Source organism: Streptomyces sp. NPDC033180 (assembly GCF_055577645.1).
On sequence record NZ_JBVIPU010000001.1, the window covers coordinates 954,798 to 968,798 of the forward strand.

9 protein-coding genes are annotated in these 14,001 nt (G+C 71.0%); 3 read left to right on the forward strand and 6 right to left on the reverse strand.

Annotation, left to right across the window (positions count from 1 at the left end; genetic code table 11):
• Positions 1–47: 47 nt before the first annotated feature.
• The 4 genes from ACZ5WE_RS04370 to hrcA all read right to left on the reverse strand — a co-directional run bounded on the left by ACZ5WE_RS04370 (position 48) and on the right by hrcA (position 4,224).
• Entirely contained in the window at positions 48–806 is a 759-nt protein-coding gene (locus tag ACZ5WE_RS04370) for a 16S rRNA (uracil(1498)-N(3))-methyltransferase (RefSeq protein WP_467687619.1), read from the reverse strand.
• Positions 803–1,900, reverse strand: coding sequence for a nitronate monooxygenase (locus ACZ5WE_RS04375; RefSeq protein WP_467687617.1), 1,098 nt, complete (start codon positions 1,898–1,900; stop codon positions 803–805). Before ACZ5WE_RS04375 ends, ACZ5WE_RS04370 begins: the two co-directional genes overlap by 4 nt.
• A 170-nt stretch (positions 1,901–2,070) precedes the next feature.
• Positions 2,071–3,207: a molecular chaperone DnaJ gene (gene dnaJ, locus ACZ5WE_RS04380; protein ID WP_467687615.1), complete on the reverse strand. Its 1,137-nt coding sequence runs from the start codon at positions 3,205–3,207 to the stop codon at positions 2,071–2,073.
• Positions 3,208–4,224 (reverse strand): heat-inducible transcriptional repressor HrcA, encoded by a 1,017-nt coding sequence (gene hrcA, locus ACZ5WE_RS04385; protein WP_160504974.1) that lies wholly within the window; start codon positions 4,222–4,224, stop codon positions 3,208–3,210.
• Between the two features lie 201 nt (positions 4,225–4,425).
• On the opposite strand from hrcA, the gene ACZ5WE_RS04390 reads away from it, so the two are divergent.
• A complete protein-coding gene (locus ACZ5WE_RS04390; RefSeq protein WP_467687613.1) occupies positions 4,426–5,169 on the forward strand; it encodes an MBL fold metallo-hydrolase in 744 nt (247 codons plus the stop codon).
• Positions 5,170–5,204: 35 nt separating this feature from the next.
• Positions 5,205–6,029: a DUF3097 domain-containing protein gene (locus ACZ5WE_RS04395; RefSeq protein ID WP_467687611.1), complete on the forward strand. Its 825-nt coding sequence runs from the start codon at positions 5,205–5,207 to the stop codon at positions 6,027–6,029.
• 209 nt (positions 6,030–6,238) lie between these two features.
• Here the strand turns inward: ACZ5WE_RS04395 and hemW are convergent, their stop codons facing one another.
• Complete coding sequence (gene hemW, locus ACZ5WE_RS04400) at positions 6,239–7,471, reverse strand: radical SAM family heme chaperone HemW (RefSeq protein WP_467687609.1); 1,233 nt, start codon at positions 7,469–7,471, stop codon at positions 6,239–6,241.
• Positions 7,472–7,704: 233 nt separating this feature from the next.
• Positions 7,705–9,633: a SpoIIE family protein phosphatase gene (locus tag ACZ5WE_RS04405; protein WP_467687607.1), complete on the reverse strand. Its 1,929-nt coding sequence runs from the start codon at positions 9,631–9,633 to the stop codon at positions 7,705–7,707.
• A gap of 258 nt (positions 9,634–9,891) precedes the next feature.
• On the opposite strand from ACZ5WE_RS04405, the gene ACZ5WE_RS04410 reads away from it, so the two are divergent.
• Positions 9,892–13,989, forward strand: a complete 4,098-nt coding sequence (locus ACZ5WE_RS04410; RefSeq protein WP_467687892.1) for a HAMP domain-containing protein — start codon at positions 9,892–9,894, stop codon at positions 13,987–13,989.
• The last annotated feature ends 12 nt before the right edge of the window (positions 13,990–14,001 follow it).

Genomic DNA, 14,001 nt, shown 5'->3' on the forward strand with positions numbered 1-14,001 from the left:
GATAGTCCCCTTTGCGTCCACTCCCTCGGGGCCCACCGCGGGTGGGCTCAGGACCAGCGGCCCGTGCGTCCCAGGAGCAGTGCGGCCGCCGCGGTCCCGGCGGTGGACGTACGCAACACGCTGCGCCCCAGGCGGTACGGCTTCGCTCCCGCGTCCGCGAACGCCGCGAGCTCGTCCGGGGATACGCCGCCCTCGGGTCCGACCACGAGGACGATGTGCCCGGCCGCCGGAAGATCCGCCGTGGCCAGCGGCTCGCTGCCCTCCTCGTGCAGGACCGCGGCGAGGTCGGCCGTGGCGAGCAGCGCGGCGACCTGCTTGGTCGACAGGGCGTCCGCCACCTCGGGAAAACGCACCCGGCGCGACTGCTTGCCCGCCTCGCGCGCCGTGGCACGCCACTTGCCGAGTGCCTTGAGCCCGCGCTCGCCCTTCCACTGCGTGATGCAGCGCGACGCGGACCAGGGCACGATCGCGTCGACGCCGGTCTCCGTCATGGTCTCGACGGCGAGTTCACCGCGGTCGCCCTTGGGCAGCGCCTGTACGACGGTGATGCGGGGTTCCTGCGATGCCTCTTCCTGTACGGAGTCCATCCGCAGGATCAGCCGGTCCTTGCCCTCGGTGTCCTCGACCACGCAGTCGGCCCAACGCCCGGCTCCGTCGGTCAGGACGACGTCCTCACCGGCGTGCAACCGCTTCACGGAGACGGCGTGGCGCCCTTCTGGGCCGTCGAGTACGTAGCGTCCGGCGCCGCCCGCGGCAGCGTTCCCATGGGTCTCGAAGGTCTCGACGACGAAGACGGGTGCGGTCACGCCTGGCTCCCCGGCTGGGTCCCCTGCTGCCCTCCGGCCGCCAACACGGCCTTCGACTCGGCCAGTTCGGCCGCGAGGACCTCCACGAGCTGCGCGGCGGGAAGCTCCCGCGCCATGCGGTGGCCCTGCCCCGCCCACAGCGCCATGCCCTGCGCGTCACCAGCCTTGGCGGCGGCCTTGCGCAGACCGCTGGTGAGGTGGTGGATCTGGGGGTAGGCGGCGGGGGCGTAGGGACCGTGCTCGCGCATGAAGCGGTTGACCAGGCCCCGTGCGGGGCGTCCCGAGAAGGCCCGGGTCAGTTCGGTCCGGGTGAACAGCGGGTTGGTCATCGCCTGCTTGTGCAGGGCGTTCGCGCCCGACTCGGGGCAGACCAGGAAGGCCGTGCCGAGCTGCGCCGCGTCGGCGCCCGCCGCGAGCACCGCGGCGATCTGCGAGCCGCGCATCAGACCGCCGGCCGCGACGACCGGGATCTGCACGGTGTCGCGCACCTGCGCGATGAGCGAGAGGAGGCCGAGCCCGGCGCCGTCCGTCTCGGGGTTGTCGCGGTGCGTGCCCTGATGGCCGCCCGCCTCGATGCCCTGTACGCACACGGCGTCGGCACCCGACCACTGGGCGGTCTGCGCCTCTTCGGGCGAGGTGACGGTGACGACGGTGATCGTGCCGACCCGCGCGAAGGCGTCGAAGACGTCGCGGGTGGGGCAGCCGAAGGTGAACGACACCAGCGGCACCGGGTCCTCGACGAGGATCGCGAGCTTGGCGTCGTAACCGTCGTCGCGGCCACTGTCCGGATCGCCGAGCTGCGTCTCGTACCAGGCGGCCTCACCGGCGAGCTGGTTGCGGTAGACGTCGACGGCGGCGGCATCGGCGTACTCGGGCTGCGGCATGAAGAGGTTCACGCCGAACGGCCGGCTCGTGAGCCCCCGCAGCTGTTTGATCTCCTGGTACATCCCGTCGGCGGTTTTGTACCCGGCGGCGAGGAAACCGAGCCCTCCGGCCTCGGACACGGCCGCGGCGAGCTGGGGGCACGAGGCGCCGCCCGCCATGGGGGCCTGCACGATCGGAAGGCGGCAGAGATCGGTCAGTGCGGAGGACATGACCGCATCGTGCCATGCCCTGGGCGGGCGGCCGAATCGCCCCTTGCGCCGGGCCCGCGGGCGCCTGCGGCGGGCTACGGACTTTCCCGCCCACCCACCCGTCACCCCGCAGGAATCAACGGTGCTCCGGTGCCGGAGGGCAATCCCTCCGGCACCGGAGCACCAGAACCTCAGCGTCCGTTGAACGCGTCCTTAAGACGCGAGAACAAGCCCTGCTGCCCCGGCTGGAACTGCCCGGTGGGCCGCTCCTCGCCCCGCAGCACCGCAAGCTCCCGCAGGACCCGCTCCTGCTCCGCGTCCAGCTTGCTCGGTGTGAGGACCTCGACGTGCACGATGAGGTCACCTCGACCGCCGCCCCGCAGGTGCGTGATGCCCCTGCCGTGCAGCGGGACCGACTGGCCGGACTGCGTGCCCGGCCGGATGTCGACCTCCTCCAGTCCGTCCAGCGTCTCCAGGGGCACCTTGGTGCCCAGGGCCGCGGCCGTCATGGGGATGGTGACCGTGCAGTGCAGGTCGTCCCCGCGCCGCTGGAACACGGCGTGCGGCAGCTCGTGGATCTCCACGTACAGGTCGCCGGCGGGGCCGCCGCCGGGGCCGACCTCACCCTCGCCCGCGAGCTGGATCCGCGTGCCGTTGTCGACACCGGCGGGGATCTTCACGGTGAGCGTCCGCCGCGACCGGATGCGGCCGTCGCCGGCGCACTCCGGGCACGGGGTGGGCACGACCGTGCCGAAGCCCTGACACTGCGGGCACGGCCGCGACGTCATGACCTGGCCGAGGAAGGACCGCGTGACCTGCGACACCTCGCCGCGACCGCGGCACATGTCACACGTTTGAGCGGATGTCCCCGGCGCGGCACCTTCACCGCTGCAGGTCGTGCAGACGACCGCCGTGTCGACCTGTATGTCCTTGGTGGTCCCGAAGGCCGCCTCGTCCAGGTCGATCTCGAGCCGGATCATGGCGTCCTGGCCACGGCGCGTGCGCGACCGGGGGCCGCGCTGCGACGCCGTCCCGAAGAACGCGTCCATGATGTCCGAGAAGTTGCCGAAGCCACCGGCCCCGAAACCGCCCGCACCGCCGCCTGCCTGCTGGGACAGCGGGTCGCCGCCGAGGTCGTAGACCTGCTTCTTCTGCGGGTCCGACAACACCTCGTACGCGGCGTTGATCTCCTTGAAGCGCTCCTGAGTCTTCGGATCCGGATTCACGTCCGGGTGAAGCTCTCGCGCAAGCCTCCGGAAGGCCTTCTTGATCTCGTCCTGGGAAGCGTCGCGGCGCACGCCTAGTACGGCGTAGTAGTCCGTGGCCACTTACGACTCCGCCAGGATCTGTCCGACGTAACGTGCCACTGCGCGTACTGCTCCCATCGTTCCCGGATAGTCCATGCGGGTCGGGCCGACCACGCCGAGTTTGGCTACTGCCTCGCTGCCCGAACCGTAGCCGACGGAGACCACGGACGTGGAGCTGAGTCCCTCATGGGCGTTCTCGTGACCGATCCGTACGGTCATGCCCGAATCCGTGGCTTCGCCAAGCAACTTGAGCAGGACGACCTGCTCCTCAAGAGCCTCCAGGACGGGCCTGATGGTGAGGGGAAAGTCATGTCCGAAGCGGGTGAGATTGGCCGTTCCGCCGATCATCAGCCGCTCCTCGGTCTCCTCGACCAGGGTTTCGAGGAGGGTGGAGAGCACCGTCGCCACTGTGCCCCGGTCCTCCGCGTCGAAGGACTCCGTCATGTCCTGCACCAGCTGCGGCACGTCCGCGAAGCGGCGGCCCGCGACCCTGCTGTTGAGCCGCGCCCGCAGATCCGCGAGCGAGGTCTCACCGAACGGGGCGGGACAGTCGATCATGCGCTGCTCGACCCGGCCCGTGTCCGTGATCAGTACGAGCATCAGGCGGGCGGGAGCCAGTGAGAGCAGCTCCACGTGCCGCACCGTCGACCGCGTGAGGGACGGATACTGCACGACCGCGACCTGCCGGGTCAGCTGCGCGAGCAGCCGCACCGTGCGCGCCACGACGTCGTCGAGGTCGACGGCGCCGTCGAGGAAGTTCTGGATGGCCCTGCGCTCCGGCGCCGCCATCGGCTTGACTCCCGCGAGCTTGTCGACGAAGAGGCGGTACCCCTTGTCGGTCGGGATGCGCCCCGCACTCGTATGAGGCTGGGCGATGAACCCTTCCTCTTCCAGCGCCGCCATGTCGTTGCGGACCGTGGCCGGGGAGACCCCGAGGCTGTGCCGTTCGGTGAGCGCCTTGGAGCCGACGGGCTCCTCGGTGCCGACATAGTCGTGGACGATGGCGCGCAGCACCTCGAGCCTGCGTTCGTTCAGCATCCGCGCACACCTCCACCTCTTGCCCTGAAACCTGTCTGCTCTGCGGCCCCGCCTGGCACTCCCCTCGGGTGAGTGCCAGCCTGCGCCGCGCCCAGTGTACGGCCGTCAGGTACGACCCCGGCAAGGGCCGGACCCCCTATGTCGGTCCGACGGCCGAGGTGGCGGCTGCCGAGCCGCCCGTGCGGGGCTAGCGTCGACGTCATGGACGTGGCACTGGCTTGGGACGAGGCGGGTTGGGAGCGGCTCGCGCCGCATGCGGGGCGGCGGCGCCTGCCGGTCTGGGACTGCACGGCGGGTCTGGTGGTCGGCGGTGAATCGGCGCTGATGATCGAGGCGGGGGCGACCCTGCGCGAGGGGGCCGAGCTGCGGACCCAGGCGCGCGGCATTCTCGGCGGGGGCCGCCGGGTCACCCATCTCGCCCTGACGCACCCGCACTTCGACCATGTCCTTGGCGCCGCGGCGTTCGCGGGCGTGCAGGTGTACGGCGCGGTGGGCCTGGACGCGCTCCTCGCAAGGGGCCGCGACGAACTGCGCGACGACGCCGTGCGGCACGGGGTCGCGCCGGACGCCGCGGCGGAGGCCGCCGACCTGCTGGTGCGGCCGCACCACTCGGTGTGCGGGGAGTGGACGCTCGACCTGGGCGGCGGGGTACAGGTGCTCCTCGCGAACGTGGGCCCGGGACACTCGGGCCACGACCTGGCGGTCCTGGTGCCCGGCACCGCGCAGTCCCCGGAGATCGTCTTCTGCGGCGACCTGGTCGAGGAGTCGGGCGAACCGCAGGCCGGTCCTGACGCGGTCCCGGCGCGGTGGCCCGCCGCGCTCGACCGGCTGCTGGACCTGGGCGGCGAGGACGCGCTGTACGTGCCGGGGCACGGCGCGGTGGTCGATGCGGCATTTGTCCGTGCGCAACGCGCCACACTGGCGGCCCGCTTCGGCGTGTCGTAGCGAGCCTCCCCCCTCTTCTTCCTATCGTCGGGAAAATGCGCCAGTACTCCGCGGACCTGACCCCGCCCTGGAAGAAGCCGAAGCCCGTGCCGGAGGTCGCCGCGGAGGCGGACCTCGTGGTGGAGGAGCTGAGCACCGGCTTCTGCGGGGCGGTGATCCGCTGCGAGAAGACGGCGGAGGGCCCGACGGTGACCCTGGAGGACCGCTTCGGCAAGCACCGCGTCTTCCCCATGACGCCGGGGGCCTTCGCCCTGGAGGGCCGGACGGTGACGCTGGTCCGCCCGTCCACCGCATCCTCCACCTCGCCTGTACGTCCCACGCGTACCGCTTCGGGGTCGGTGGCCGTGCCGGGGGCGCGGGCCCGGGTCGCCCGTGCCGGGCGGATCTACGTCGAGGGGCGGCACGACGCGGAGCTCGTCGAGCGGGTGTGGGGCGACGACCTGCGGATCGAGGGCGTGGTCGTCGAGTACCTGGAGGGCATCGACGATCTCCCGGCGATCGTCGAGGAGTTCTCCCCCGGCCCTGACGCGCGTCTGGGCGTCCTGGTGGACCACCTGGTCCCCGGCTCCAAGGAGTCGAGGATCGCGGCGGCGGTGAGTTCTCCGTCGGCGCTGGTGGTGGGGCACCCCTATATCGACGTGTGGGAGGCGGTGAAGCCGTCCTCGGTGGGAATCGCCGCGTGGCCCCGCGTCCCGCGCGGACAGGACTGGAAGACGGGCGTCTGCGAGGCGCTCGGCTGGCCCCCGAACACGGGCGCCGCCTGGCAGCGGATCCTGGGCTCGGTGCGCAGCTACCGGGATCTTGAACCGGCGCTGCTGGGCCGCGTGGAGGAACTGATCGACTTCGTGACGGCGCCCTAGCCCGCCGCTGCGCGGCGGATCTATCCCACCCACCCGATTGCCCCGCAGCTGCCCACCCGGCCCAGACAGGCATCTTCAGCCCGTCCGGCGTTTGAGGACGAACTCGGCAAAGCCGGTGATGACGGCAACTGCACGGCCGGCGAAGCCGGAATTTCGGGAAGGGGTGGGATTGGGGAAAGCCCCGCAGGGACCGCCCGAACCCCAACCGTTCAGTCCACCAGATCCCGCACAACCCCGTCCGCCAACAACCGCCCCCGCAGGGTAAGCACGGCCCGCCCCTCCTCGTAGGGCCCGGCCTGAAGGAGGCCGTCCGAGAGGGCCCGCCCCGCGGCCGCGAGGCCGGCGGGCCGAAGCAGCGTCAGCGGACACCCCTCAAGCAGCCGCAGCTCCAGCAGAATCCGCTCCACCCGCCGATCCTCCGAGGCGAGAATCTCCCGCCCGGCCCCGGGCGAGCGCCCAGCGGCCAGCGCCCCCGCGTACGCCCCGGGATGCTTGACGTTCCACCACCGCACGCCCCCGACATGGCTGTGGGCCCCCGGCCCGGCCCCCCACCAGTCGGCCCCGCGCCAGTACAGCTCGTTGTGCAGGCACCGCCCCGCATCCGACGTGGCCCAGTTGGACACCTCGTACCAGTCGAACCCCGCGCCCCCGAGCACCTCATCGGCGATCAGGTACCGGTCCGCGTGCACGTCGTCGTCCGTCATCGGCACCTCGCCGCGCCTGATCCGCCGCGCCAGCTGCGTGCCTTCCTCGACGATCAGGGCGTAGGCGCTGACGTGGTCGGGCCCGGCGCCGATCGCCGCGTCCAGCGTGGCCCGCCAGTCGTCGTCGCTCTCGCCCGGCGTGCCGTAGATGAGGTCGAGGTTGACGTGCTCGAAGCCCGCGGCGCGCGCCTCCGCCACGCAGGCCTCGGGCCGGCCGGGGGTGTGCGTACGGTCGAGCACCTTCAGCACGTGCTGCTTCGCGCTCTGCATCCCGAAGGAGACGCGGTTGAAGCCACCGGCCCGCAGCTCGCTCAGGTAGGCCGGATCGACGGACTCCGGGTTCGCCTCGGTGGTGATCTCCGCGTCGTCCGCGAGCCCGAACTCCTCCCGCACGGCCCCCAGCATGCGGACCAGGTCGGCCGCGGCGAGCAGCGTCGGCGTACCGCCCCCGACGAAGACGGTCTGTACCGGGCGCGGGTCCTCACCCAGGGTCTTGCGCGCGAGCCGCACCTCGTCGATCAGGGTGTCCGCGTAGTTGTCACGCGAGGCGAGCACGCCGCCGGAGCCGCGCAGCTCGGTCGCGGTGTAGGTGTTGAAGTCGCAGTAGCCGCAGCGTGTGGCGCAGTACGGGACGTGGAGGTAGAAGCCGAGCGGACGCGTCCCCGCACCCGCGAGGGCGGACGCGGGCAGGGCCCCGTCCTCGGGCATGGGCTCGCCATCGGGCAGTGCGGAAGGCATACCTTCGATTGTCCCGCACCGCGAAGCAACCGGACGCCGCGCTGGAGACCCCGCGGCGCACGCCCCCGACGCCGCGCCCGAGCCCGCCTACTGCGCCTGCAACACCAGCACCGCCAAGTCGTCACCCGGCAGCCTCTCCCCGGCAGCCTCTCCGGCTGCGTCCCACGAGGGAGGCGCCCCCCGGGCCTCCAGCCGCACAAGCACGTCGCCCACCCAGCGCCCGCGCCGACACATCACTGCGCCTGCAACACCAGCACCGCCAGATCATCATCCGGCGGCCTCTCCGAGAACTCGTGCACCAAGCGCTTGATCCGCTCCGCCACCAGCGCCGCGTCCATTCCCGCGCAGCTCGCGAGCGCCGTCGCGAGGCCGTCGCCGTCGTCGAACATCAGTTGTCCCGTGCGGCGCTCCGTCACCCCGTCCGTGACGCAGAGCAGCGTGTCTCCCGTCCGCAGCTCGAACGTCTCGCTCGTGTACGTCGCGTCGTCGACGACCCCCAGCAGCAGCTGGGGCGAGGCCGCCGCCCGGACCGTTCCGTCCGGGGAGAGGAGGAGCGGCAGCGGGTGGCCCGCGCTCGCCACCGTGCAGCGGACGCCGCCGTCGTCCGTGGGGACCAGCTCTCCGTAGAGGAGGGAGAGGAAGCGGGAGGTGGCGCCGTCCGGCGGCACGCCCTGGCCGCCCGCCACCGCGACCACCGCCGCGGCCGCGTCCGCGGCCTCCGTCGCGTCGTCGAGGAGGAGCTGGTTGAGACGGTCGAGCACCTCCGCGACCTCGTACCCCTCGCGGGCGAGCAGCCGCAGCCACGGCCGGGCGAGGCCGATCACGACGGCCGCCTCGACGCCCTTGCCCTGTACGTCACCGAGCGCGAAGCACCAGCGGCCCTTGCCCGCCTGGAACACGTCGTAGAAGTCGCCGCCCGGTCCGCCCTTGTCCCGCGGCTCGTAGACCACCCCGCTGTGCACTCCGGGGATGTCCGCGACGGAGCTCGGAAGCAGGCCGCGCTGCAGGACCTGGCTGATGGTGGCCTGGCGCTGGTAGCGCCGCGCCGCGTTGATGGCCAGCGCGACGCGGCGGCTGAAGTCCTCGATGAGGCCCGTGACCTCGTCGGCGAAGCGCACCATCCCGGCCCGCCCGATGATCAGCGTGCCCAGCGCGCGACCGCCCCCCGTGAGGCGGTAGGCGAGGGCCGTGCCGCTCGCCTCCTCCGCCGCCGAGAGCGCCTCGCCGGGCCACGGCACGGGGACGGCGCCGGAGCCGACCGATTCGGGCAGCCGGGGCGGGTCCTTCTCCAGGCTGCGGCGCAGTTCCTCTATCCGCTGCTCGCTGGTGTGCCAGACGCGGGCGAGCCGGGAGCCCGCGGCCCCGTTCACGGAGCCGTGCGGCGCGACCTCCGCCTCGTCGTCGAGCCATACCGCGCACCAGTCCGCGAGCCGCGGCACGAGCAGCTGCCCGGCGAGAGCGGCCACGAGGTCCTCGTCGAACTGCCCGGCGAGCAGATCGGACGCTTCGGCGAGGAAGGTGAGCGCGCCGCGGTTGACCCACTCCGTGTCGTGCGTGATCCGCTTCGGCAGGGGCGCGAGGATGTCGGCGGTGCGAAGACCCCGCTGCACGGCCTGCTCGCTCGCGTACGACTCGATCTCGTGGACGGCCTGTACGCCGCCGACCGGGAGGCGGGCCCAGACGGCCTTGGTGCCGGTGCGGTAGGTGATGCCCCAGGACTCGGAGAGGGTCGCGACGAGCTGGAGACCGCGGCCGTACTCGGGTGTGCCGGGCGGCTGGGGCGTGGGCTCGCTGCGGACCGCGCGGGCGGGGTGGTGGTCGGAGACCTCGATGACCAGGCTGTCGCTGCTCTCCCCCAGGCCGGCCTCGTCGAGTCGGCACAGCAGTTCGACCGCCGTGCCCGCGTGCACGACGGCGTTCGTGACGAGTTCGCTGACCAGCAGCACGGCGTCGTCCGCCAGACGCTCGGTGACACCCGCGGCAGCGGGCACCGCGAGCTCGATCCAGTCGGCGAGCGCCGCGCGCACGAACTTGCGTGCGGCGGCGGGCGCCGTCGGGTTTCCGGGCAGGGATGTGCACACCACCGCCGGCGGGCCGGGCTGGTGCCCCGGCTGGGCGGACGCACGGAAAGTGGTCTCCCGTTGCATCGGAATGGACCCCACGTTTCGGCTCCTGAGCAGTTCGGTCGAATACGCCTCAGGCGACACGGACAGAGTGACAGACTGGCCACGCCCATAAGCACCGAGTTACTGAAGTGGGCCGCTATGAGTGAGAACAGTGCTATGCCCGCGCTCGGTTACGGTCGGATTCCGGCACCGAAACCAGCTCCGATACCTCCGCCGCACGCCGGGAACGATCCGGACCCGGCACCAGAAATCATTCCGGAAGCGGCATCCGAACTGCGCAACCTGCTGTCCGCCATGCGGGCGGCGCGCGACGGGGACTTCACCAAGGTCACGGTGAGTGGCCACGGCCTGGTCGCCGAGCTGCACACGGTGTTCAACGAGATGCTCGACCGCTCCCTGCATTTCGACAGTGAACTCACGCGCGTACGCCGGGAGATCATCCGCCACGGCCACCTCGACGAGCGGTTCACCGCGAGTCCGGGGCAGGGCAGCTGGGCCACGCGCGTGGCGGACGCCAACTCCCTGCTCGACTCGCTGGTCGCCCCGGCCGCCAACGCGACGCGCGTACTGAACGCGGTCGCGGGCGGCGACCTCACCCAGCGTGTGGACCTGCACGACGGCTCCCGCGAGCTGCGGGGAGACCTGCGGCGCCTGGGCCGCGCGGTGAACACGATGGTCGACCAGCTCTCGCTCTTCACGGGCGAGGTCACCCGAGTCGCCCGTGAGGTCGGCACGGAGGGGCGGCTCGGCGGACGTGCCAAGGTGCGCGGTCTGTCCGGCAGTTGGCGCGACGTGACGGAGGCCGTCAACACGATGGCGGCCCGGCTCACCGCCCAGGTGCGCGACATCGCCCTGGTGACGACGGCGGTGGCGCAGGGCGACCTGACCCGGACGGTCACGGTCGAGGCGACGGGCGAGCTGCTCGAACTGAAGCTGACCGTCAACACGATGGTCGAACAGCTCTCCGCGTTCGCCGCCGAGGTGACGCGTGTCGCCCGCGAGGTCGGCACCGAGGGGCAGTTGGGAGGCCGGGCTCAGGCCCGTGGTGTGTCGGGGGTCTGGAAGGACCTCACGGACAACGTCAACTTCATGGCGTCGAACCTCACCTCCCAGGTGCGCAACATCGCGCAGGTGACCACGGCCGTCGCCAACGGCGACCTGAGCCAGAAGATCACCGTCGACGCCCGGGGCGAGATCCTCGAGCTGAAGTCGACGGTGAACACGATGGTGGACCAGCTCTCCGCGTTCGCGGACGAGGTCACCCGCGTGGCCCGCGAGGTCGGCACCGAAGGCAACCTCGGCGGCCGGGCTCAGGTGCGCGGCGTCTCCGGTGTGTGGAAGGACCTCACCGACAACGTCAACTTCATGGCGGACAACCTCACCTCCCAGGTGCGCAACATCGCGCTGGTGTCGACGGCCGTCGCCCAGGGCGATCTCGGCAAGAAGATCACGGTCGAGGCGAAGGGCGAGATCCTCGAACTGAAGTCGACCATCAACACGATGGTGGATCAGCTCTCCGCGTTCGCCGACGAGGTCACCCGCGTCGCCCGCGAGGTCGGCACCGAAGGCAACCTCGGCGGACAGGCCCAGGTGCGCGGCGTCTCCGGTGTGTGGAAGGACCTCACCGACAACGTCAACTTCATGGCGCTGAACCTCACCTCCCAGGTGCGCAACATCGCCCAGGTCACCACGGCCGTCGCCAACGGCGACCTGTCCAAGATGATCACGGTGACGGCGCGCGGCGAGATCCTGGAGCTGAAGGACACCGTCAACACGATGGTGGAGCAGCTGCGTGCCTTCGCGGACGAGGTGACCCGCGTGGCCCGCGAGGTCGGCACGGACGGCCGGCTCGGCGGACGTGCCCAGGTGCTCGGTGTATCGGGCGTGTGGAAGGACCTCACCGACAACGTCAACTACATGGCCGACAACCTCACCGGCCAGGTCCGCAACATCGCGCAGGTCGCGACCGCGGTGGCCCAGGGCGACCTCTCCAAGAAGATCGACGTGGACGCGCGCGGCGAGATCCTGGAGCTGAAGACCACCATCAACACCATGGTGGACACGCTGTCCTCCTTCTCCTCGGAGGTCACCCGCGTGGCCCGCGAGGTCGGTTCCGAGGGTCAACTGGGCGGCCAGGCAAGGGTCGAGGGCGTCTACGGCACGTGGAAGCGCCTGACGACGAACGTGAACGAGCTCGCCCTGAACCTCACCACCCAGGTCCGTGCGATCGCCGAGGTGGCGTCGGCCGTGGCCCAGGGCGACATGACCCGTTCCATCACCGTCGAGACCCGCGGTGAGGTCTCCGAACTGAAGAACAACATCAACGTCATGGTCTCCAACCTCCGTGAGACCACCCGCGCCAAGGACTGGCTGGAGTCGAACCTCGCCCGCCTCGCGGGTCTGATGCAGGGCCACCGCGACCTGATGGAGGTCGCGGACCTGATCCTGCGCGAGCTGACGCCGCTGGTGAACGCGCAGTACGGCGCCTTCTTCCTGGCCGACCCGGAGGCCGGGGACGCCACGACACTGCAGACTCCCCCGGTCAAGGGACTCGCCTTCATCGCCGGGTACGGCTCCGCGCAGGGTTCGGTCGTCGACACGGGCGCGATGCCCGCACACGGCCTGGTGCGGCAGGCGGCCCTGGAGAAGAAGCGGATCCTCGTCGACGAGGTGCCGCCCGACTACATCAAGATCACCTCTGGGCTCGGGGACGCCGCCCCGGCCAGCCTGGTGATCATCCCCATCCTCTTCGAGGACAAGCTGCTCGGCGTCATCGAGCTGGCCACGTTCTCCCGGTTCTCGGACGTGCACCTGGCGTTCTTCGACCAGTTCGTGAGCACCATCGGCGTCGCGATCAACACCATCATCGCCAACTCCCGTACGGAGTCGCTGCTCAGCGAGTCCCAGCGGCTCGCCACGCAGCTCCAGGACCGCTCGGACGAACTCCAGCTCCAGCAGGCGGAGTTGCAGCGCTCGAACGCCGAACTGGAGGAGAAGGCGGCACTGCTCGCCACCTCGTCGCAGTACAAGTCGGAGTTCCTCGCGAACATGTCGCACGAGCTGCGCACCCCGCTGAACTCCCTGCTCATCCTGGCCCGACTGCTCTCCGACAACCCCGACAGCCATCTCTCCGACCAGGAAGTGCAGTTCGCGACCACGATCCACCGCTCGGGCTCCGACCTCCTCCAACTCATCAACGACATCCTGGACCTGTCGAAGATCGAGGCGGGCCGGATGGACGTACGCCCCAAGAAGCTCCCCCTCATCAAGGTCCTCGACTACGTCCACGCGACGTTCCGCCCGCTCACCCTGGACCGCGGGCTGGCCTTCGAGGTGTCGGTCGGCGAGGACGTGCCGCGCGAGATGTTCTCGGACGAGCAGCGGCTCCAGCAGATCCTGCGCAACCTCCTGTCGAACGCGGTCAAGTTCACCGCGAGCGGCCGGGTCGAGCTGCGCGTGAGCCGTGTCAAGAACACCGGCGACCGGCGGCTCCACGACGGCGGCGACCGGCTCTGCTTCGCCGTCACGGACACCGGCATCGGCATCCCGCCCGATCAGCTCCCGGCCATCTTCGAGGCGTTCCAGCAGGCCGACGGCACCACCAACCGCAAGTACGGCGGCACCGGCCTCGGCCTCTCGATCAGCCGCGAGATCGCCGGGCTCCTCGGCGGCCGCATCACCGCGGAGAGCAGCCCGGGACAGGGTTCCGTCTTCACGCTCTACGTCCCCGTGGTGCACCCCGGCCACGGAGCCGCGGCGGCGGCGTACGCGGCGACGAGGTCGCTCACGACGCCGGAACCGCTCGACGAACGGGTGACCATGTCTCCGCACACCTTCCACGAACAGAACGACAGCTGGCCGACGCCGACCAAGCTGGAGGAGTACCGAGAGGGCCCGGCGGGCCGCATACTGCGCGGGCGCCGCGTCCTGATCGTGGACGACGACATCCGCAACGTCTTCGCCCTCACCCATGTGCTGAGCCGCGTCGGCATGCCCGTCCTCTACGCGGAGAACGGCCGCGAAGGAATCGAGACCCTGGAGCGCAACCCCGACACCGACCTCATCCTGATGGACATCATGATGCCGGAGATGGACGGCTACGAAACCATCGCCGCGATCCGCCGAACCCCACGCTGGGCGGGCCTTCCCATCATCGCGCTGACCGCCAAGGCCATGCCGGGCGACCGCGAGAAGGCCATCGAGCAGGGCGCGAACGACTATGTACCCAAACCAGTGGACGTGGACCAGCTGCTCACCGTCGCCTGCACACTCCTGGCCCCTGAGGGCGCAGCCACGGCAGAGCCGGAAACGCCCACCACCACAGATACGACCGTTGCTCCGGAACCGGCAGGCGCTCTCGGGGAGGCCGCAGTTCCGCCGACGATCGAGTGAGGCACCGTCACC

Bases quoted from the DNA above. Each gene is read 5' to 3' on its own strand.
- hrcA (WP_160504974.1), bottom strand. From the start codon at position 4,224: ATGCTGAACGAACGCAGGCTCGAGGTGCTGCGCGCCATCGTCCACGAC.
- hemW (WP_467687609.1), bottom strand. From the start codon at position 7,471: ATGCCTTCCGCACTGCCCGATGGCGAGCCCATGCCCGAGGACGGGGCC.
- ACZ5WE_RS04410 (WP_467687892.1), top strand. From the start codon at position 9,892: ATGCGGGCGGCGCGCGACGGGGACTTCACCAAGGTCACGGTGAGTGGC.
- ACZ5WE_RS04375 (WP_467687617.1), bottom strand. From the start codon at position 1,900: ATGTCCTCCGCACTGACCGATCTCTGCCGCCTTCCGATCGTGCAGGCC.
- ACZ5WE_RS04390 (WP_467687613.1), top strand. From the start codon at position 4,426: ATGGACGTGGCACTGGCTTGGGACGAGGCGGGTTGGGAGCGGCTCGCG.
- ACZ5WE_RS04395 (WP_467687611.1), top strand. From the start codon at position 5,205: ATGCGCCAGTACTCCGCGGACCTGACCCCGCCCTGGAAGAAGCCGAAG.